Raw genomic sequence first — 21,000 nt, 5'->3', positions numbered from 1 at the left:
TATATGGAAATTGATGAAGAACTCACCCTTAAAAAAATACAGATTTTTTTAGCTTTTATGCGCTGTGGTAATTTGTCTAAAACAGCGACAGAAATGGAGCTGAGTAATGTCAGTGTTCACAAAGCACTTCACTCTTTAGAAAGCGCTTTACGTTGTCCTTTATTTAAAAATGAAGGCCGTAATTTAATTCCTTTAAAAAGTGCCTATGTGTTTGAAGAACGAGCGCAAAAAATCGTACAAGACATTTTTATTACCGTAAATAAAACCCGAGAAGCTGCTGGCTTTGCAGCCAAGGTCTTACATTTAGGTTCTCTTTATTCTCTAACTGTAAATACGATTCCAAATGTGATTAGCGGTCTTAAACTCAGACGTAGTGAGCTTGATATTCAACTTTTACTCAGCTCAAATCAGGATTTGGTGAAAAAACTTAAAGCAACGGAAATTGATGCAATTATTGTGGCGTTAAATGAAACGACTCAAGACGATGACTTTGAAATTTTGCCAATGTTTTCAGATGATATTTTTCTGGCAGTCAATAAAGATTCTAAATATACAGAGTTTAAAGAAATTGATTTAAGTCTATTAAAAGAAGAGACTTTTCTGACATTAACCAAAGGCTTTGCCACCCATAATGATAGCGATATCATTTTTAAAAAAGCTGGCTTTTCACCTAAAGTTGCTTTGCAAGTGAATGATATTTTCACCTTAATTAGTATGGTTAGCTCAGGCGTAGGTTTTGCCCTATTGCCCGGCCGTATTTCGGCTGTTTATGAAAGTTCAGTTAAACTTATTCCACTTAAACAGCAATATCACATGCAACAAGAAATTGGCTTGGTCTTTCTAAAAAGTAAAGAACGTGACCCTAACTTATTGGCCTTAATCGCAGAATGTCGCATGTTTGCGTCTAATTTTAAAAGATAAAAATAAGGGCCGTTGTTTTAGATAACAACAGCCCTTTTGTTTAAGAATTAAATATCTATCAGCCTACCAAAGCTTTAACCGCAAAGAATAAAACGGTTGGCCCCATTAAGCAGCCAAGACCTGTATGGAAGGTTGCCGTGAGCGCACCGTAAGGCACTAAACGGCGATCTGTAGCTGCTAAACCAGCTGATACACCACTTACAGTTCCTGCTAAGCCACCAAAAATCATGGCAGAACGTGGATTGTCGAGTCCCATAAATTTTGCGGTAAGCGGTGTTGAAACCATCACACAAATTGCTTTCACCAGACCTGTTGCAATTGAGAGTGCCATGACCTCAGAACTCGCACCAATAGCAGCACCAGTGACTGGTCCCACAATGTAAGTCACTGCACCTGCGCCAATTGTGGTAATACTTACTGCATCACGATAGCCAAAAATCCATGCAAACATACAACCGACAATAAACGGCAAAATGGTTCCGAGAAATAAAGAGAATGCGCCAATAAATCCAGCTTTTTTCGCTTCAGTGGCTTGCACCTCAAATGCCGTTGCTACAATGGTAAAATCACGAAGCATTGCACCGCCCATCAGCCCAACACCCGTAAAGAGCGCAAGATCGGTTATGCCTTTTTCACCACCTGTCATTTTTCCGCCAAACCATGCCAAGATTAAACCAATCACAATTGCAATGGCTGAAGCATGCACTCGTCCCTTGGTTAAATATTTAGATAGCTTGGTCGACAACCACATAATTAAAGCAATTAAGGCAAAAGCTGTAATTAAGCCTAAATGGGTTAAGTCCTTTAATAATAATTCAACCATGAACTTTGCCTCCAATGCTGTTTAATGTGGTGTCTTCTTCCTTCGGTAAAGGGCTTGCTTTGTTATAGCGACTTAAGCACGCAATGGTGAGTGTACAAACGACAACTGAAACTACCGCCGCAAACAGGGCCATATGTCCGCTAGATAATGCTGTAACCACATTTTGTTGTGCTGCCATGGCAACAACAACAGGAATATACATGGTGCCCCAGAATGAAACGCCTTTTTCGGTTTCAACTGTCATTACGCCACGTTTTTCCATCCATAACCGTATGCAAATGAGTAAAATCATGGCGATACCCACGCCACCAACATTAGACTTTACGCCCAATAAAATACCCAGTAGATCGCCAACAATAACACCCACCAAGGTGCAAAGTGCGAGTAAACCAACTCCATATATAATCATGACAATCCCTCATATCCTTGGATCATTTATACTTTTGTAAAATCAGATTCAAAAAGAAAAACTATTGTCCTGTTCTTTTTGCATTGCCATCTGAATAGTGTCTATACGTGTCCCTTGAAATGACAACACAGTTCCTTCTTTAAATGTTCGGCGTGCAAGTGTAGTAAGCACCGTTCCCGGCAAAGCTTCGATCTGTAACCTCACACCTCGCTCCCATGCAGCTTGGATGGTACTTTCCCAATCTACAGTTCGACTCATATTAAAAGCCAAGTCATCACTAATCTGTTCTGGCCTGCTAAGCGTACGAGCCGTTGTACCACTTAAATAACGTATTTTAGGCTGCTTTAAAGTCACTCCCTCCATAGACGCTGCAAGTTGCTTTGCTTGCTGACTTAATAATTCACAGTGCGATGGCACCGATACATCTAATTTTTTTGCCACCACGCCTTGTTGCTTTGCCAAAACAGCAACTTGGTTCATGGCTTCAAAACTTCCTGAAATAACGATTTGGTTATGTGCATTAATATTTGCGACATACACCACTGGCGTTATTTCATAAATTTGTTTTACCCATGCTTCTACGGTTGCTCTGTCTGTACCAATCAGGGCCATCATGCCATAGCCAATTGGGTAGGCGTTTTGCATGAGTTCCCCTCGATAGGCAACTAAACGGATAGCATCTTCATAAGCTAAAACTCCCGCTACAACCGCAGCCGACCATGCACCAATCGATAAGCCCGCAACATAATCAGGTGTGGTGAGTTCAGCAGTTAATAGTGCTGAACTCACCACACCTGAAATAAGTAAACAAAGCTGTACTGAACGTGTCGATTGCAATGCAGCCGGACTATCCAACATCAAGACATCTTCTTTGAGTGCATTCGATGCACGCTCAAGGTGTTCTTTAACCAGAGCGGTTTGAGGTAAGTCGTGCAACATATTGCTTCGTTGCACACCTTGCCCCGGATATACCCAAATTGAAGCCATGATATCTATTCCCTAATTCCATGGGTTTTCTACTAAAACAGCACCATCGGAACGTTTCAATAGAACTTTTTCGCTATTCCTAGCCCATTCTTTTAACGCCAAACCGCCTTGTGGCAGTTGAAGCTGTATATCCACATTCAGCCCTGCTTGCTGAAAATTTTCGAGTAGCTCAACTGCCTGCTTTTTGGCAAAAGGCTGTTCAGCTCGGATCAACAAATCTATGTCACTTTGCTCGGTTACTGTTTCAATGCCAGTTGCCAGCTCAAACCCGAAACTTCCTGTATAGCCCCAACATCCTGAAAAGTTTTTCATAATGCTAGAAATACTCTGCAAACGTTCTGCCAAATGCTCAAACTGCTGTGTATTAACGTGAGTCAGTGCTTCTGGCTTAAGTTGTCTGCTAATAGCAGATCTTGGCATTTGCGTGGCATATCGTTGATAACGGAATTGCCCTCGTATCCCCACAGCCACCTGATCTACAGGAGTAATTGCCCGTCGAACCACAACAGGATCGCCTCGAAGCAAAACCTCTTTCGCCCAAAGCGGAGCATCATTAGCCAAGCAGTCGGCTGTCATGCCCCACAGCAAATCATGGGCTTCGAGATCAAGTTTCATGACCATTGCTCACGCAATAATTCACGGACCTTTTTAGACATTTGACGGTTTTGGCCGTGAAGTCTTTGTTCCAATCCTCTAGATTGATCAGCATTAATTTCTTTAAATGCTTGAGCAATTGCCTGCTTCACTAACAACAGATCATCGTTTGTAGGTTGTTCAGGGTTTTCAACAGATAAAAGTTCAGATAACAAACCAAGCGTGGCATAACTTTCAATGTCATAAGCCATTGGCGGAATGCTTGAAGCCAACTGTTCTAGCTCATCAACCGACCGTTGGGTCACACGTGCAGCAGATTCTTTACCCATCGCATGCACCATAACACCTGAATCTTTTAAGGCAATAATACGATTGGCTTGGTATCCATGCGCCAAGAAAGCACCCGACATCGACTTACCAACCAATAAACTCACAATAGCATGGCCGGCCAATCTGGCTCTGGCATAGCTGTCTACTGCACCCGCTAAAGCCTGATGAATGCCTAATAATTCTTCACGGCGCCCATAGGCCTGACTTGGAACATCAACCAAGCATAAAATGCCGCGTTTAGTTTCTGCATTTGCATCGGCTTGAATAACGTCATCAACTGCTTTTGCCAAGCTCCAGCCTTCCAAGAGTCCAACTTCACCTTGTCTCGCGCGTGGGAACAAATTATTACTGTCTTGGACAACTGCAATCACACGTACCGCTTGCTGGTCGATTTGACCATCAGCCACCCAAACCGAAGCTGGAAAACCTTCAATTGTCTTAAAGCCCTGCGTGAGTGCTTTAAACCAATGTGCACCACGTGTAGATGCTTTTAATGTATCAACGGCGATATTCATGCTTGCTCTCCTTGATACAAAGCTTGAACCTGTGCTGGGGTAATCTGCTCAGCAGTATCGACTTGTTGTAGCTGCGCTAAATAGAATGAGTAATTTGAACTACGATGCTGCGGTGGCACGCCTTGAGTTAAATAATCGATAACTTGCTGACGAATTTTTTGACGATCATCGTCTATATAAGCATCTGCCAAACCACTAGCGAAGCGCTGATTACCACCAGTAATACTCCATATAAATGGACGATCTTTGGCGTTATATTCTTGTACACCAGCTTCTTGTTCAATCACTTGTGGGCCATTTAAGCCTAAACGTCCTTCTTGTGTCATTACAATATAGCTACATAGACCAGCTGCTATCGACATCCCGCCAAAACACCCTACACTGCCTGCAACCACTGCAATCACGGGTTGATACTGACGTAAGTTCACAATGGCAGCCTGAATTTCAGCAATCGCAGCCAAACCCAGATTTGCTTCTTGTAAGCGAACCCCACCCGTTTCTAACAGTAAAATTGCAGCCGTTGGAATGCCTTTAAGATTGTCTTCAACCGCAAGTTCTAAGGCACCCGCAATTTTGGCACCACCAACCTCGCCTAAGCTTCCACCCTGAAATAAACCTTCAATTGAAATCAAAACCACTGGTTGTTCTTGAATAGATCCTTTTGCAATCACCACGCCATCATCTGCTTGTGGGACAATATTTTGCTTAACAAGCCAAGGCGACATGACGCGTGCAAATGGGTCGAGTAACTCTCGGAAAGTCCCTTCATCCAATAATGCCTTGGCACGTTCTCTTGCACTCAGTTCAATAAAATCTTGTTTATTTAATAAACTTTGGATATCAGTCATGAGCAATCTCCTCCAATGCTTGTTCCAGACGTAAACGAACGACACCGGGAGTTGCACCAAAGTCATGAATATCAATATTGACGGCTGGTGGTATTTGCGCTGTAAAAATCCGTTCAAAAAGATTTTTCCAACGTGCAACGCTACCATCCACCGAAGTCACCACCTGAATAGTGGTTTTTCCCGCCTCACCAGGTTCCATCAAAATTTCTAAATCACCTGAACCCACACATCCGACTAATGCTTTTTTTACAGGTGGCTCTGTCGCCAAAAACTCAAAATGAAGTGTTTCCATAATCAAAATCCCTCTTTATTTTTGACAGATGACTGCTCAACACGATCTATAAACAATGTTGCTGCCAACAAATCCGCGGCTCCACCAGCAGACGCTTTCATCCTAAGTAGGTCAATCTCTAACAAATGCAAAGCACGTCGGCCTTCTAAGCTGGAACTACCGCCCAAATCGAGCACTTGCTGAGCCCCTTGTTGCATACGCTTTAAGCCATTTGTTCCAGAGCGATAAAGTACGCAGGTATCTGTCAAATCAGTCATGATGGCAAGCAAAGCATCTAAGCGAGCAAACTCTTCTTTCATGGGTTTACTGCGACTTTGATAAAACTGCTTTAAACCAAAATTCACAATGGTTGGAAAGCCTTGTTGTGCCTGTTCTTTTGCACCTAAAACAGCTAATTTTTTTTGTACCTGCTGACCATGACTCAAAGCCCGTTTGGGAATAAACCGATCTTCTAGCTGGGCAATCTGACCTGCCAGCTGACACAACTCAACAGCCGATAAATATTGTTGATTCGTGCGTGCCAATGCAGCTGCCGTGACCATTAAACCCAAGGCCCAAATTGCACCGCGGTGTGTGTTGACTCCATCTGTTGCCAACATCATGACCTTTTCACCTTGGCGACCAATTTCACCAATGTCTTCACGCAAGGCCTGACACACTGTTCCGTGCTGGATTGAAGCTTGGGCCATCGCTTCAAACATTGGGCCTAAACTTTTTGCAGAACGCTCCATTAATTCCAAAGTCAAATCATCATGTGCGCCACTGCCACGACGGTCGACCAAAGCTGGCTTTGGTGTCAGATTCACTTCATCAATTAAAGCCTCAACCGCTAAACTTGCCAAAAGCTGACTATCGCTAAGTATTTGATATTGAACTTGTGCCATCATTACCAACTCCTGAATTTTGCAGGGGGTTGATATAAACCATCTGACCATGTCACCAAGTCAGCAATATTTTTTGCAGCTAAAAGCTCACGTGTTGCATCGGTACGGCGAATACCTAAATCTTCAGGGAACACCACCAAGCCTTCGCTTCTTAAACGTGCCGTTGTCTTGGGATCTTGGCTTAAACCAATACTGGTTACCCCTGCCACCGCGGCAATCATGGCTTGACGCTCTTCTTGGCCGCTTGCTTTATATAGATAAGCAATGCCCTCTTCGGTCAGTAAATGGGTAACGTCATCGCCATAAATCATGATCGGTGCTAAAGGTAAACCAGCCGTTTTAGCAACATCAATCGCATCAAGACGATCCACAAAAGTCGGCTTACCACCTTCTTGAAAGGTTTCCACCATTTGCACAACGAGTTTTTTACCGCGGGCCAAATAGGTTTCTGTTTCATTGGCACCTTGCAAGCGCATATCCAGCCATGCTGGCGTATCGTGACGACGACCGCGTGGGTCATGCCCCATGTTTGGTGCACCACCGAAACCAGCCAAACGACCTTTGGTGACAGTCGAAGAATGTCCCATACCATCAACTTGCAAAGTTGCACCGATAAATAGATCAACGGCGTACTGACCTGCAAGCTGACACATCATGCGGTTAGAACGTAAGGCACCATCGCGACCTGTAAAGAAAATGTCGGGACGTGCCGCAACATATTTTTCCATACCGAGTTCGGTACCAAAACAATGCACGCTTTCAACCCAACCTGTCTCAATGGCAGGAATTAAGGTTGGATGTGGGTTAAGAGTCCAGTTTCGGCAAATTTTTCCTTTTAAACCTAAAGACTCGCCATAGGTTGGTAAAATCAGTTCAATTGCCGCAGTGTTAAAACCAATCCCATGATTTAACGATTGCACATTATGCTTTTCATAAATTCCACGAATTGCCATCATCGCCATAAGTATATGCACAGGCTTAATGTGTTTCGGGTCACGGGTAAATAACGGTTCGATATAAAATGGTTGGTCTGCTACCACCACATAATCAACCCAAGAAGCAGGAATATCGACACGTGGTAACTCTGAGACGTCATCAACCAATTCATTGACCTGAACAATCACGATACCGTCACTAAAAGCCGCAGGTTCAATAAGTGCTGGAGAATCTTCGGTACTTGGGCCTGTATAGATATTGCCTTGACGGTCAGCCATAAAACCAGCAGAGAGCACCACATTTGGAATAAGGTCGACCACCAAACGTGAATATAGTTCGATATAGGTATGGATAGCACCAATTTCTAATAATCCATCTTCAATCAACTGGCTAATACGCAAACTTTGCGGACCAGCAAAAGAGAAATCGAGCTTGCGTGCAATACCTTTTTCAAACAGATCAAGATGTTCCGAACGCCCAACGCTTGGCATGATCATATGTAAATCGTGCAAAACATCTGGATTGGTTTGTGCCAAAGAACGCGATAAAAAATCAGCCTGCTTTTGGTTATTTCCTTCGAGTACAACCCTGTCACCCGGCGTAATCAATGTTTCTAAGACTTTAATAATGTCTTGGGTGGGAATTACCACTCCATCGGTATATTGGTTTGCCATCTCTAGTTTTAATTGTTTGGCATGACGCCGCTTTGTCCATAACCGTTCTTTATTCTGAACTGATCCTTCCATGTGCTTACCTATATAGATCGCAGTTTTGTTCTGTATCTATAAAAACGCTTTATGGAGTTTCGATCAATCAACCTAGATGAGCTGTTATTAACTTCAGGTTAATGATTTAAGTATGGCTTTAATCCCGTGGTTATTAATTGCCATATGTTCATCATGATTAAGCAAAAAATAAGCTTTCGCTTTATGCAGAGTTTATCTTTCTATTTCTAATAAATGATCTTTACTAAAATTTGGCGTACTTTGATTAAAGATTGTCGCCATTCGATTTGGATAAATATCGTTCAAATTTCTATGATGTCTCTATCGAAAAGCAAGTTCCTTAAAACTTTAGTTGAGAGACAGAATATGAACACAGTTAAAGAAAAAATCGTTCTCATCACAGGCGCATCATCTGGCATGGGTAAAGCATTTACCAAAGCATTACTCCAAGAAGGTGCAACTGTTTATGCCGTTGCCCGTCGCATTGATGCTATGCAAGAACTAAATGCACTTGGTGCTCATACATTAAAAATGGATATTACCAATCAGGATGATATCGACCAAGTTGTGAAAACTATTGAAAAAGAAACCCATGGTGTTGATATTTTAGTTAACTGCGCAGGCTTTGGTATGTATGGTGCTATGGAAGATACGACACTTGCCGATGCACGCTATCAATTTGAAGTGAATCTATTTGGTATGGCCTATTTAACTCAAAAGGTTCTGCCTAGTATGCGTAAAAAAATGCAGGGTCGAATTATCAATATTTCATCAATGGGCGGGAAAATTTATACCCCACTTGGTAGTTGGTATCATGCGAGTAAACATGCAGTTGAAGGCTGGTCTGACTGTCTACGTTTAGAGTTAAAATCATTTAATATTGATGTTGTTGTCATTGAACCCGGTGCTATCGCAACTGAATTTGCAGATGTAATGATCCAACCTATGCTGGAACGTTCAGGGCAAAGTGCCTATAGCCATATGGCAGCCGCTGTTGCTAATGCAACACATACCTCTGTTGAAAAAGGCGCACTTTCAGACGTGCAAGTTGTCGTTGATATGCTCATGAAAGCTGTCCATGCATCCTCACCTAAAACACGTTATGTGGGTGGCAAATATGCCAAACTGATGATATTTGTACGTAAATGGTTTGGTGACCGTGTGTTTGATCGTATGGTGATGTCAGTTATTAAATAAATGAAGTGACCCGTATAAGTTTAATGTTGAGATGCTCAAATGAAATATGCTTCAAATTTTGCCCTAAATACCAATTGGAAGTTATTACTGAATGACCTAGGCATAAATCTTGAAGATGCATTACGTTTGGCATCTCTACCGCTTGATTTGTTCAACCGTAAAGATGCAAGCCTTACGCCCGTTCAATATTTCAATTTTTGGCACGCAATTGAACAACTTGCTGGAATAAATGACTTACCTTTAAAAATCGGTCAAATGATTACAGTTGAGCTTTTTGACCCAGCGATTTTTGCTTGTATTTGTAGTCCTAACTTTAATATTGCGATACAGCGTCTATCTGAATTTAAAAGACTCGTTGGGCCAATGCAGTTACAAGTAGCAATTGATAACGACACAACAACGCTAGAACTCAAATTTTATAATGTATCTACGCCAACGCCGCAAAGTCTTGCCATGTCAGAACTGGTCTTTTTTGCTCAATTAGCAAGAATATGTACAAGACATCAGGTTATACCTTTGAAAGTTACACTGCCCGATTTACCTAATAATCTGGCAGAGTACAAAACATTTTTTGGCGTACTTCCACAAAAAAGTGAACACATTTCAATTGTCTTTTCACGCCAAGATGCTGAACGTCCTTTTTTAACAGCCAACCCAACCATGTGGTCTTTTTTCGAGCCAAACTTGCAACGTAGTCTTATACAGCTTGATGAAGATGCAACAGTTAGCGAAAAAGTTAAAGCTATACTTTTAGAAAACCTACCTGCTGGACTATGTACGATAGAAGATGTTGCTCAACGACTCGCGATGAGCAAACGTACGCTACAACGGCTACTTTTAGAAGAGCAAACTAATTTTAAAACGCTTTTGGATGCAACACGTCAATCGCTTGCCCAACATTATTTAGAAAAATCATCAATGAGCACGGGTGAAATTTCATTTCTATTGGGCTTTCAAGAGCACAATTCTTTTAGCAGAGCATTTAAAAACTGGACGGGTAATACTCCGCAAGAATATAGACTTCTGCATTAATTCCTAACGCGGTTTGTTCAACATCCATTCCAGATTTTGGCGTACCGCAGGCCATTCATGTTTTAAAATGCTATAAACATGGGTATCTCGCAAAATATCATCTTTGACAATTTGATGACTTCTAAGTACGCCATCAAGCTTTGCACCTAAACGTACAATCGCAGCTTGGCTTTGAATATTTAATGAAGATGTACGTAACTCAACTGCAATGCAGTTTAAAGACTCAAATGCATGAGCCAACAATAGTTTTTTACACTCAGTGTTCACAGGCGAACGCTGTGCAGACTTTCGGTACCACGTCGAGCCAATTTCTACACGGCGATGGGCAACTTCAATATTCATTAAGGTTGTCATACCCAGCGCCTGTCCAGTTTTTCGGTCTTCAATATAAAATGGCAACATGCTTCCTGATTGTTGCAAACCAAGACGTCTTTCAATTTCAGCAGCCATTTGTTCAGGTCTTGGAACACGGGTATACCAAAGGTTGTAGAGTTCTCCATCGCAAACTGCTTCTGCTAGAGATTCAGCTTGAGTTACATCTAGCGGCTTTAAAATAACGTGTTCACCAACCAGCTCAACAGGTGTGGTCCAAGACATGTTTGTCTCCTCAATCAATACTAAAATTTTATATTTTCAAAATTATTTATTTAACTCAGCCACACTGTACATCGCATCCGCTATAGTTTTATGACCAGATTTCGTTAAGCCATCTGCCGCACCTAAAATGTCACGACGCTCTTTGTTTTGCCCAAGTTTAGATTTGCCTTGAAGCTTGGTAATTTCAATTTCGATTCCTACAATCGCTTTTAACATCGGTTCAAGATAGTCCTTTGGTGCATCTGACATTTTCCATGGTTCAGGTTGAGATGCTTCATGGGTACGGGTTAAACGAGCCACCACACCGCGAACATAACGTTCATCATCTCGAATTGTCACTTTGCCATATGCATGTACAACTCTATAGTTCCATGTTGGTACTTGTTTGTGCTGCTCATGTTTGGATGGATACCAGTTTGGTGAAATATAAGCATCCCCAGCTTGAAACACCACCAGGACCTCATCTCCGTTTTTAATGTTCTGCCAGACAGGATTGATTCTAGACACATGCGCATGTAATACGCCAAAGTCCCCTTCATTTACCTGTAACTCGAACGGAAGATGATTTGCATCTAATCCATTACTTCCATGAGTAAAAAGCACACCAAATGGATATTCAGTAATAAGAGAATGTACGACATCCAAACAGTTTTCTGCATAATCATCAGGGATATACATGGCTAAGAACCTCGTTGTAAATATCAGGGTTATTTATATTTTGTGTTGTAAATTTTCTGGTTTATGTGGTTTATTAAAAAGAACCACTTTGTATTTTTTTAAGTAGACCAGAATTATGGCAAGAATGGCAAAAGTTGTTGAACTTCCGTCGATTGCAAAGATTAATAAAAGCCAAGGAAAGATAAGTGCTCAACTAACCCAAGCTTTGCGTGAAGCTGTACAAAGTGGTGATTTACAGCCCGGCGATCCGTTGCCTTCTTCACGTGAACTGGCTCAAACACTTGGGGTCGCTCGCGGAACGATTATCGAAGCTTACGATCAACTTTTAGCTGAAGGTGTATTTGACTCTCAAGCAAGAACGGGCACCTATGTATCTCATGCTTTAGCTAAAAAAAATACACCGCAACATTCTCAAAAAGAGACCACACCTAACTCAATCCCTTTGACGAAGTCAGCACTTTCTTATGCCCAAGTGCTTAAGGAGTTTAAACCACTTCCTCATGCCCCTTTTGCAGTGTCTGTTCCAATTGCCCGCACCCAACCGAGCGACATCTGGCGTAAGTTTGGTAATAAATTTAGATCTCGAGGTGCAGGTGCTCCTTCGGGTTATGGCGAACCTCAAGGCGTGTTATCACTAAGAGTTGCTATAGCAGACTATGTACGCCGCTCACGTTCTGTCCACTGCGAACCTGAACAAATTGTGATTACACCCGGTATTCAGCAATCACTTTATATTTGCAGCCAGATTTTATTTGAAGCAAAAGATGAAGTTTGGATTGAAGATCCAGCTTATCGGGGTACAACAGCCATTTTTGAACATGCTGTACAAAACATTCGGATGGTGCGTGTTCCTGTCGATGAAGAAGGTATTCAAGTTGAAACCGGAATTAGACTTTCGAAAAATGCACGTGCTGCCTTCGTGACACCGTCTCACCAATATCCACTTGGCATGCCAATGAGCCTAGCAAGACGCAAGGCATTATTAGCTTGGGCAAAACAGCAAAATGCATGGATCATTGAAGATGACTATGACAGTGAACTTCGCTATAACGGACAGCCCTTCCCATCGTTACAAGGTATGGCACCCGACCAAGTCATTTATCTGGGTACTTTCAGCAAAGTGTTATTTCCATCACTTAGACTTGGCTATGCAGTATTGCCTAAAGAATTGGTGGCACCTTTTTGTGGACTCAGAGTGTTAATTGATCGACACCCACCTGCTGCCGACCAGCATGTTTTGGGTGCTTTTATTCAAGAAGGCTATTTAGAGCGGCATATCCGACGGACTCGGAATGTCTATGCGGAAGTCCGTGAATACATTATTGGCTTGATTGACAAATACATACCTCAAGAACTGGCTTGGTTACAGCCAGGCGATCAAGGCATGCATATGGTGTTATGGCTTGCTCATCATATTAATGACATTGAAGTTGCAAGCTCGGCAGTCGATGCAGGCATTGCCATTAAAGCAATTTCACCGACATTTTCAAAAGAACAACAATGTCCGGGGTTAATTGTTGGCTTAGGCGATTTTGAACCCGAACTGATGAGGCAAGCCATAAAAAAACTATCAAAGATTATTCAACAACATGACAAGCCGACTTAGACAAAGCCTACAACAGCAACCATAGATGAATCGCAAATGGCCCAATCAATACCATTAAAATACCTGCAATGACCATGGTCAAACTGGCAATTACACCTTCTTCACTATTGCGCTGCTGTGCTCTAACTGTACCAAAACCGTGGGCTGCATTTCCGAAAGCTGCCCCATTTGCCACGTTAGAACTGATTTTAGTAATCGCTAAAATTGCATCGCCGCAAATCATACCAACCAAACCCGTAATGACGGTAAATAAAGAAACCAATGCTGCCGAACCGTGAATATCTTCCGCTAAAATCATGGCAAATGGTGTTGAAATAGAACGGGCCATCAAACTGTTGGTCACTTCTGGGCTAAAGTGGAACCACTGTGCCATTTCATAGGCAGACATCACACCTACACTCATCCCCACAATAATTGCAATCGAAAGGACCCCAAGGTTTTTACGAATCGTTTCCCGATAACGATAAATCGGTACAGCAAACGCAACCGTTGCTGGTCCTAATAAATTAACAATCCACTGCGTATCTTCAGCATAAGTTTGATATGAAATTCCAAAAAACGTCATCAAAATAATGGTGAGTACAGGTACACTAATTGCGGGTGATAACCAAAGTTTCGGATTTTTCTGATAGATCCGCTTTGCCACAACATAGGCGACCAAAGTCCAGATCAGACAAAGAATTGACCAGATATTCATGTCATTTGCTCTTAGATATGCTTATGTTGAAGACGTTTTCGAGCCTGTAAATAAGCCTTCAAACGATTGTAATAGTGAATGGTTAAGCAAGTACTTAGCATGACTGAAATAGTCCCAACTGCAATGCTCAAGACAATTTGCCAACCTTCGGTCATAAACAAAGTTTTGTACTGGACTACGGCAACCACAACGGGCACAAAAAATAGTAACAGCTCACCTAAAACAACGGTTGCTCCCATTGCCACCTGATCCATTTTGATAATTTTAAAGAACAGGCATAAAAGCAATAAAAACATACCTAAAATGCCTGCCGACACAGGTACGCCGAGTTTTTGATGTAAGAGATATCCCACCCACCAAAATCCAGCCAAGATTAGAATTTGTTTAATTAAAGCTAAAAGTGGATGTGGTGTCGGTGTTGCAGAAGCAGATTCAGTACTCATTTTACGAAATTAAATGGTTAACTACACCATTATGCTATCTTGGTTAAAGCTGCTAAATATGAATTATTCATGTTAATATTATTCCAAAATGGAATAATCTATTCTTTATTATGCTTTCTCTAAAATCATTACAGTGCTTCGTTACACTGGTAAAAACTAAAAGTTTTACCCGTACTGCTGAAGAGTTGTATCTGACTCAACCGACTATTAGTAAAATATTACAGCAGCTTGAAGAGCAGCTTCAGGTACAGCTTTTGGTTAAACCTGATCATGGACGAAAAAGACAAATTGAACTAACTGAAATTGGAGAGCGCATTTATCAACATGCGATCGAGCTTCTTCAGGCAGAACAAAACATCTTTCTTGAAATTGAAAACTATCAACAATTAAAAACAGGGACTTTAAAACTTGGCGTACCGCCTTTAGGTTCGCAGCTCCTAACAACTGCTCTGTTTGATTATCATCAGCAATGGCCAGAGATTGAATTGGCTTTTATGGAAGTGGGCTCACGTGGTATTGAGCAAGCCTTACTTAATAATGAGCTAGACGTTGGTGTTTTATTGCAGCCTTTTAATGAGCAAATCTTTAATAGCATTGAGTTATGTAACTACCCTTTAATGGTTCTTTTACGTCGTGATGCCACTTGGGCAACCCGTAAAAAAATAAATCTAGAAGAGCTACAACACCAATCATTTTTAATGTTTCCAGAAAATTTCTCTTTAAACAGTATTATTCTCGATGCCTGTAAGCAGCATGGTTTTTACCCAACTATTGCTTGTCGCACCAGCCAATGGCACCTCTTGGCAGATATGGTGCTACAACGTATGGGAATTGCTCTGCTGCCACAATATTATACCGACATGCTTGACCCTACTTTATTTGCAGCGGTACCGCTTGAAAAACCAAATATTCAGTGGCACTTAGTGATGGCTTGGAAAAAGAATCTTCCTGTCTCACCAGCAGTACAAGCTTGGCTTAGCATTATCCGCCAACATTTTCAGCACATTAAGCCCTAACGTTAAGCACTGAAGTCGCTTAATTTAAAAACCGATAAAGCTTTTCCACAAAAAAGCTACCCAATCTTGGATCAGCTCACTTAGACTAGTTCACTCTGTTTTATGACATGGACAATAACAATGAATAATGAACATTTTAAGCTATACACAGATTCACAATTTCTAAGCCCCTACGCGTTTACAGTTTTTGTAGGGCTACATGAAAAACAAATTCCATTTGAAATAGCGACCATCAACTTAAACCAGCAAGGCCAGTTTGAAAAATCTTATGTAGCAAAGTCACTAACTGCCAAAGTGCCTGTACTTGAGCATAATGGTTTTGCCTTATCAGAATCTTCTGCCATTTTGGAATATCTTGAAGAGCTTTATCCAAACACATCTATTTATCCAAAAGATGTTCAAGCACGTGCAAGAGCAAGACAAATTCAGGCATGGCTCCGATCCGACTTAGTGGCACTAAGAACTGAGCGTCCAACCGATGTTATTTTTATTCAACCCAAGTCAACTCCACTTTCAGAAGAAGGCGAAAAAGCTGCGGAGAAACTTTTCTTTGTTGCAGAAAAACTTCTCGCGCCTGATGCCGAATTTCTTTTTAGTTCATGGAGCATTGTGGATGCTGAACTTGCCCTAATGTTGCAACGCCTTATTCAAAATGGTGATGCTGTACCAGAACGCTTAAAAACCTATGCATTACAACAATGGCAACGTCCGACCGTACAAAAATGGCTTGCCTTGCGACATAACTAAAACCTTATATTTACACCAAACACGAGATAAAAAATGAGTGATTCAAACTATATTCCTCCACAAGTTTGGCAATGGACTGGAGAAAAAACCGATTTAAACCAACCTACTTCAGGTGCGCGTTACGAGCATACACTTCCCGTCGGTAAACATCCGCTCCAGCTCTACTCTTTAGCAACGCCTAATGGCCAAAAAGTCACTATTTTGCTAGAAGAACTTTTAGCATTAGGACATCAAGATGCTGAATACGATGCTTGGCTCATTAAAATTGGTGAAGGCCAGCAATTTAGCAGTGGCTTTGTAGAAGTTAATCCAAACTCTAAAATTCCAGCATTGGTTGATCATAGCCAAAACCCACCATTAAGAGTTTTCGAGTCTGGCTCAATCTTGCTTTATTTAGCTGAAAAATTTAAAGCTTTCATTCCAACCGATATTGCTGCACGTACTGAATGTCTCAATTGGTTATTTTGGCAAATGGGTAGCGCACCTTATTTGGGGGGAGGTTTTGGACATTTTTATGCCTATGCACCCGTTAAAATTGAATATGCGATTAACCGCTTTGCCATGGAAACAAAACGATTGCTTGATGTGTTAGATCAGCATCTAGCAAAGCATGAATATTTGGCTGGTCCTGAATATAGCATCGCCGATATCGCTGCTTTCCCTTGGTATGGTGGTCTAGTTAAAAACTGGGTTTATAACGGCGCCGAGTTTTTAGGTGTTGATGAATATAAAAATGTTAAGCGTTGGGCTGATGCAATTCTGGCGCGCCCTGCTGTTCAACGTGGACGAATGGTCAACCGAACTTTTGGCGATTTAGAAACACAGTTACATGAACGTCATGATGCAAGTGATTTTGAGACTAAAACGCAAGATAAAATTTAATCGTCATTTTTTAAATAAAACCCACTTTTGCTCAAATAGTGGGTTTTATTAATCTTCAATATTAAAAATTATTTAATCTATTGATGTAATGAAAGTCCTTTAATTGCCTTATCCACTGCTTTCTTAGGTCCTCTTAACGCTACCCCGACCAAATTTAATTGATTTGCATCGTCGGCTAAAAAAGCAGCCCGATTATCTTCATCATTTCCTGTAGAAAACATGGAATGTACATATGGAATAATCGTTAAATCTTGCTCAATTCCCTTACGATGCGCTTTTTGTAGCCCTGATAAATCCCCTTCAAATACCAACATCGGCTGCCCTAGCATATTGCCATACTCATACCCATTTGCATCGATATAAGGTTTACCCAACATTTCAGGTACAGCCGACGCAACTCCCGTTGCCAAAAAAGCCACAACATTTAGCCTTTGCCAAGTCGCAAGATCATTACGGACAATCAACGCAATTTTTGTGTCAAACATAGACCTCTATCCTAAATCATTTATCTCAAGTCAGTCATCATGCCTAATCCCGATTTTTCTCGTCTTGTACGTTTGTGCAAGCGCAATCACAAACGTACAAGACCCTAAATTTACGAGTCACTATGCTGGGTTGTTTTTGATTCAGTAGATGCGTTATGGAAATCTTTCTTTATACCTTAAGTGTGATGTATAGCCCTGGCCCAGTAAATTTTATGGGTTTGAATGCGGGACTTACAGGACAGTTTAAAAAAACCATTTATTTTTTTATGGGTGTCGGCTGTGCGATGCTGATGTTATTCATGATTTTTGGATATGCAGGCGCCGCAATCATTCCACAAAAAGCCCTGCACTATATTGCCTTACTCGGCGCATGTTATACATTTTATCTTGCGTTTCAGATGTTAAAGGCAGATATCGATATTAATGATGAAGCCACTGAAATTCAGACGCTTTCTTTCTGGAATGGTTTTTGGATACAAACTTTAAATCCGAAAGGGATTTTGGTTATTTTGCCTGTTACAACGATTATGTACCCGACTGCGCACATTACTGGCATTCACATATTTTTGGTTTCTTTGCTCATTTCGATTGGTGCAGCTGGCGCACCCTGTCTTTACTCGTGGGCTGGTGCAGTGTTAGGCAAAAAAATTAAAAATAAAATTTGGTTTAATCGTCTAAATAAAGCCATGGGAATGATGCTAATCATTTCAGGAATATTTATGCTTTATGATTTTTTGACAGGCATGAATCTAATTTAAGACATAAACTATGTCAGTCTAAAACGGGCTGACTTTTGAATCATCCGCCATCTGGCTGGGGTTAAACCAAAAGCTTTTACAAAATGCCGTGTCATATGGCTTTGATCAAAAAATCCGGCAATCAATGAAGCTTGAGTCAAGGATTCTCCATACATTAGACAAGACTTCACAACCTCTAATCTACGCATGGTCATATATCGATGTGGACTTGTACCAAACAGTAGTCGAAAATCACGTGAAAGACTCCAGCGGTCTCGTCCCACATTTTTTTCAATATCATCTAAAGAGATATTTTCATATAAAGAAGCATGTATAAATTCTCTAGCACGCTCTGCTGCGACATAGTCATAAGCATGTGAGGTTCGCTGATTATTACCAGAAATTTCATAAAGTGTGGTTGCCAGATCATATAAAGCATCTTGTTTTTCTAAAGGATCAATATGCTGATCCATCCCCTGTAATAAAACATCAGTTGCTTTAAATAAACGGGAATCCTGACTCAAGCCATTTTCAAAAAATGGTAAAGGTTTCCCCTTCATAATTTCCTGTAGGGTTGCAGGTTCTATGTACACCATCCGATATCTAAAACCGTCTCGACTACCTGACTCTCCATCATGTTTTTCATCAGGATGTAAAACCATCGTCATACCCGGCTGGCTATGTTTCATCTCTCCGCGGTAATGAAAGCTTTGAACACCTGTTAATGTTCGACCAATGGCAAAAGTATCGTGGCGATGCGACTCATAAGCATGATCGGTAAAAAAGGCTTCAATTCGTTCGAGACTATTCGGGTCAGAATTTCTAACAATCCAATCATTTGCATTGGGTAATTCAATCACATATTCACCAAAATTTTATATGTGCTAGAGAGCATTCCACCTATACGTTATACGCTATCATTATTTTGAAAAATAGCCTGTATATAACTCACTCAGCCAAGCGACAAAAACGCGTACGCGTGGCGAGAGCTGCCGATGCTGCGGATATAAAGCAGAAACTGACATCTTAGGGATTTCCCATTCAGATAAAACCTCAACCAGTTGCCCGTCTTTTAACTCATTCGCTACATGGTAGCGCGGCACCTGAATTAAACCTGCTCCACGTAAAGCAGATAATACATAGTTTTCAGCATCATTTACCGCGATCCAGCTTTTCAAAAAATAATCTTGTTTTTTGCCATTCACCATCAATTCAAATGGATAATTCCGCCCACCTGATGTCGAAAAGAAATTAACACAATAATGTGATAACAAATCCTCTGGTTGCTCTGGCGTTCCATGTTTATTTAGATAGTCAGGACTTGCACAAATGACTTGTGGCATATCGACCAAATGTCTAGCAATTAAAGTGGAATCATCCAAACGTCCTGCTCTCACCACACAGTCTATCCCTTCCCGAATCAGATCAACCAAACGATCACCCGTACTAATTACAAGTTCAATGTCGGGATATAACTCGTGAAATTGGTCGATATTAGGTAAAACAATTTTAGCCGCATGTGCACCTGATAAATCAACACGTAATAAACCACGGGGCTGAGCAATTACATTACGTAAGGACGATTCGGCATCATCGAGTTCCAATAATATTTGTGTACAGCGTTCATAAAATGCCTGTCCATCTAGTGATGGTCTTACATGCCGAGTCGTCCGCTCTAGCAAACGACACTGTAAATTATTCTCTAACTCTTTAATGGCATTACTTGCTGTAGCACGTGGGATATTCAGCTGATCGGCTGCCTGACTAAAACTACCCAGCTCTACAATGCGGGTAAAAAGTTGCAAGGTATCAAATTTGTCCATGGTGCTCGCTTTTAACCCTATCTATTATTAACAAATATGGAATTATCTTATCCAAATATGAAGATTTATCCCATATTTCTATATTATTAAAATAAGCCATACCTACTCAAACTGGCAATCTAAAAATGAATATTTCAAAAAAGACAGCTCTTGTTACTGGCGCATCACGTGGTATTGGCCGTGCTATTGCAGAACGTTTAACTCAAGATGGCTTTTATGTGATTGTTAACTATGCGGGCAATAAGGTTCATGCCCAAGCCACTGTAGATCATATTATTGAGCAAGGTGGTCAAGCCTCAGCTATTCAAGCGGACGTTGCAAATGAACATGAGGTGAGTCGTTTGTTTCAAGAAGCAAAAGCCATTAACGGTCAATTAGACGTTGTGATTCATAGTGCCGGTATAATGCCTATGGCAAAAATTACACCTGAAGGTCTGCCAGATTTCGATAAAGTAATTCATACCAATTTACGTGGTGCGTTTTTAATTTTGGCGCATGCAGCCGAAATAGTTCCAGATGGTGGCCGAATTATTACGCTTTCAACCAGTGTAATTGCCAAATCTTTTCCTTCATATGGTCCCTATATTGCCTCGAAAGCGGGTGTAGAAGGCTTAGTACATGTATTAGCAAATGAGTTACGCGGCCGAAATATTACTGTAAACGCCGTTGCGCCCGGCCCGACAGGTACTGACCTTTTTTACAATGGAAAAACTGATGAGCAAGTGGCAGCTATTGCAAAACTTGCTCCATTGGAACGAATCGGAACACCTGAAGAAATTGCCAGTGTAGTTGCCAT

The 21,000-nt window shown here is 41.2% G+C and carries 25 protein-coding genes; 9 read left to right on the top strand and 16 right to left on the bottom strand.

Annotated elements, in window-relative coordinates; genetic code table 11:
* The first annotated feature begins 3 nt into the window (after positions 1-3).
* Positions 4-921 carry a LysR family transcriptional regulator gene (locus NL42_RS04125; RefSeq protein ID WP_461311861.1) on the top strand — a complete coding sequence of 306 codons (918 nt, stop codon included), beginning with the start codon at positions 4-6 and terminating at the stop codon, positions 919-921.
* A gap of 58 nt (positions 922-979) precedes the next feature.
* Here the strand turns inward: NL42_RS04125 and madM are convergent, their stop codons facing one another.
* The 9 genes from madM to mdcA are packed head-to-tail and all read right to left on the bottom strand — an operon-like array spanning position 980 to position 8,285.
* Positions 980-1,744, bottom strand: coding sequence for a malonate transporter subunit MadM (madM, locus tag NL42_RS04120; protein ID WP_005132241.1), 765 nt, complete (start codon positions 1,742-1,744; stop codon positions 980-982).
* Positions 1,737-2,153: a malonate transporter subunit MadL gene (gene madL / locus NL42_RS04115; RefSeq protein ID WP_461311860.1), complete on the bottom strand. Its 417-nt coding sequence runs from the start codon at positions 2,151-2,153 to the stop codon at positions 1,737-1,739. The genes madM and madL overlap by 8 nt, the downstream gene beginning before the upstream one ends.
* Before the next feature lie 48 nt (positions 2,154-2,201).
* Positions 2,202-3,140: a malonate decarboxylase subunit epsilon gene (gene mdcH, locus NL42_RS04110; protein ID WP_461311859.1), complete on the bottom strand. Its 939-nt coding sequence runs from the start codon at positions 3,138-3,140 to the stop codon at positions 2,202-2,204.
* A gap of 12 nt (positions 3,141-3,152) precedes the next feature.
* Complete coding sequence (locus NL42_RS04105) at positions 3,153-3,761, bottom strand: malonate decarboxylase holo-ACP synthase (RefSeq protein WP_461311858.1); 609 nt, start codon at positions 3,759-3,761, stop codon at positions 3,153-3,155.
* Positions 3,752-4,579: a biotin-independent malonate decarboxylase subunit gamma gene (mdcE, locus tag NL42_RS04100; protein WP_461311857.1), complete on the bottom strand. Its 828-nt coding sequence runs from the start codon at positions 4,577-4,579 to the stop codon at positions 3,752-3,754. The genes NL42_RS04105 and mdcE overlap by 10 nt, the downstream gene beginning before the upstream one ends.
* On the bottom strand, positions 4,576-5,427 hold the full coding sequence (locus NL42_RS04095) for a biotin-independent malonate decarboxylase subunit beta (RefSeq protein WP_461311856.1): 852 nt from the start codon (positions 5,425-5,427) through the stop codon (positions 4,576-4,578). The genes mdcE and NL42_RS04095 overlap by 4 nt, the downstream gene beginning before the upstream one ends.
* Positions 5,420-5,719, bottom strand: a complete 300-nt coding sequence (locus NL42_RS04090) for a malonate decarboxylase subunit delta (RefSeq protein WP_004642485.1) — start codon at positions 5,717-5,719, stop codon at positions 5,420-5,422. The genes NL42_RS04095 and NL42_RS04090 overlap by 8 nt, the downstream gene beginning before the upstream one ends.
* Positions 5,720-5,721: 2 nt before the next feature.
* Positions 5,722-6,606, bottom strand: a complete 885-nt coding sequence (locus tag NL42_RS04085) for a triphosphoribosyl-dephospho-CoA synthase (RefSeq protein WP_461311855.1) — start codon at positions 6,604-6,606, stop codon at positions 5,722-5,724.
* Positions 6,606-8,285, bottom strand: a complete 1,680-nt coding sequence (gene mdcA / locus NL42_RS04080) for a malonate decarboxylase subunit alpha (RefSeq protein ID WP_461311854.1) — start codon at positions 8,283-8,285, stop codon at positions 6,606-6,608. Before mdcA ends, NL42_RS04085 begins: the two co-directional genes overlap by 1 nt.
* A gap of 345 nt (positions 8,286-8,630) precedes the next feature.
* On the opposite strand from mdcA, the gene NL42_RS04075 reads away from it, so the two are divergent.
* Both NL42_RS04075 and NL42_RS04070 read left to right on the top strand, forming a co-directional pair.
* On the top strand, positions 8,631-9,461 hold the full coding sequence (locus tag NL42_RS04075; RefSeq protein ID WP_461311853.1) for an oxidoreductase: 831 nt from the start codon (positions 8,631-8,633) through the stop codon (positions 9,459-9,461).
* A 39-nt stretch (positions 9,462-9,500) separates the two neighbouring features.
* Positions 9,501-10,493, top strand: coding sequence for an AraC family transcriptional regulator (locus tag NL42_RS04070; protein ID WP_461311852.1), 993 nt, complete (start codon positions 9,501-9,503; stop codon positions 10,491-10,493).
* 3 nt (positions 10,494-10,496) lie between these two features.
* Here the strand turns inward: NL42_RS04070 and NL42_RS04065 are convergent, their stop codons facing one another.
* Both NL42_RS04065 and NL42_RS04060 read right to left on the bottom strand, forming a co-directional pair.
* Positions 10,497-11,090, bottom strand: coding sequence for a GNAT family N-acetyltransferase (locus NL42_RS04065; RefSeq protein WP_461311851.1), 594 nt, complete (start codon positions 11,088-11,090; stop codon positions 10,497-10,499).
* 42 nt (positions 11,091-11,132) lie between these two features.
* On the bottom strand, positions 11,133-11,768 hold the full coding sequence (locus NL42_RS04060) for an FMN-binding negative transcriptional regulator (RefSeq protein WP_461311850.1): 636 nt from the start codon (positions 11,766-11,768) through the stop codon (positions 11,133-11,135).
* Between the two features lie 115 nt (positions 11,769-11,883).
* Here NL42_RS04060 and pdxR point away from each other — a divergent pair, with 115 nt between their 5' ends.
* Positions 11,884-13,374, top strand: a complete 1,491-nt coding sequence (pdxR, locus tag NL42_RS04055) for a MocR-like pyridoxine biosynthesis transcription factor PdxR (protein ID WP_461311849.1) — start codon at positions 11,884-11,886, stop codon at positions 13,372-13,374.
* 7 nt (positions 13,375-13,381) lie between these two features.
* On the opposite strand, the gene NL42_RS04050 is transcribed toward pdxR, so the two are convergent.
* Both NL42_RS04050 and NL42_RS04045 read right to left on the bottom strand, forming a co-directional pair.
* On the bottom strand, positions 13,382-14,071 hold the full coding sequence (locus NL42_RS04050; RefSeq protein WP_461311848.1) for an LrgB family protein: 690 nt from the start codon (positions 14,069-14,071) through the stop codon (positions 13,382-13,384).
* A gap of 11 nt (positions 14,072-14,082) precedes the next feature.
* Positions 14,083-14,514 (bottom strand): CidA/LrgA family protein, encoded by a 432-nt coding sequence (locus tag NL42_RS04045; protein WP_461311847.1) that lies wholly within the window; start codon positions 14,512-14,514, stop codon positions 14,083-14,085.
* A 110-nt stretch (positions 14,515-14,624) separates the two neighbouring features.
* Between NL42_RS04045 and NL42_RS04040 the strand changes: the two genes are divergently transcribed.
* From NL42_RS04040 to yghU, 3 genes are all read left to right on the top strand, one after another.
* Entirely contained in the window at positions 14,625-15,530 is a 906-nt protein-coding gene (locus NL42_RS04040) for a LysR family transcriptional regulator (RefSeq protein WP_461311846.1), read from the top strand.
* Positions 15,531-15,650: 120 nt separating this feature from the next.
* Positions 15,651-16,277: a glutathione transferase gene (yfcF, locus tag NL42_RS04035; RefSeq protein ID WP_461311845.1), complete on the top strand. Its 627-nt coding sequence runs from the start codon at positions 15,651-15,653 to the stop codon at positions 16,275-16,277.
* Between the two features lie 33 nt (positions 16,278-16,310).
* Positions 16,311-17,159 carry a glutathione-dependent disulfide-bond oxidoreductase gene (gene yghU / locus NL42_RS04030; protein WP_461311844.1) on the top strand — a complete coding sequence of 283 codons (849 nt, stop codon included), beginning with the start codon at positions 16,311-16,313 and terminating at the stop codon, positions 17,157-17,159.
* Positions 17,160-17,236: 77 nt separating this feature from the next.
* Here the strand turns inward: yghU and NL42_RS04025 are convergent, their stop codons facing one another.
* Positions 17,237-17,644: a DUF2000 family protein gene (locus NL42_RS04025; RefSeq protein ID WP_461311843.1), complete on the bottom strand. Its 408-nt coding sequence runs from the start codon at positions 17,642-17,644 to the stop codon at positions 17,237-17,239.
* A 155-nt stretch (positions 17,645-17,799) separates the two neighbouring features.
* Here NL42_RS04025 and NL42_RS04020 point away from each other — a divergent pair, with 155 nt between their 5' ends.
* Complete coding sequence (locus NL42_RS04020) at positions 17,800-18,402, top strand: LysE family translocator (protein WP_461311842.1); 603 nt, start codon at positions 17,800-17,802, stop codon at positions 18,400-18,402.
* Positions 18,403-18,410: 8 nt separating this feature from the next.
* Here NL42_RS04020 and NL42_RS04015 read toward each other — a convergent pair whose 3' ends face one another.
* Together NL42_RS04015 and NL42_RS04010 are read right to left on the bottom strand one after the other, a co-directional pair.
* Positions 18,411-19,241: an AraC family transcriptional regulator gene (locus NL42_RS04015; RefSeq protein ID WP_461311841.1), complete on the bottom strand. Its 831-nt coding sequence runs from the start codon at positions 19,239-19,241 to the stop codon at positions 18,411-18,413.
* A gap of 60 nt (positions 19,242-19,301) precedes the next feature.
* A complete protein-coding gene (locus tag NL42_RS04010; RefSeq protein WP_461311840.1) occupies positions 19,302-20,204 on the bottom strand; it encodes a LysR family transcriptional regulator in 903 nt (300 codons plus the stop codon).
* 125 nt (positions 20,205-20,329) lie between these two features.
* On the opposite strand from NL42_RS04010, the gene NL42_RS04005 reads away from it, so the two are divergent.
* On the top strand, positions 20,330-21,000 hold a 671-nt coding region (locus NL42_RS04005; protein WP_461311839.1), incomplete at its 3' end, for an SDR family oxidoreductase.

This window comes from Acinetobacter sp. GN11 (genome assembly GCF_054823985.1).
Note: the sequence above shows the minus strand (reverse complement) of the source record. Positions and strands in the feature narration are given on the sequence as shown.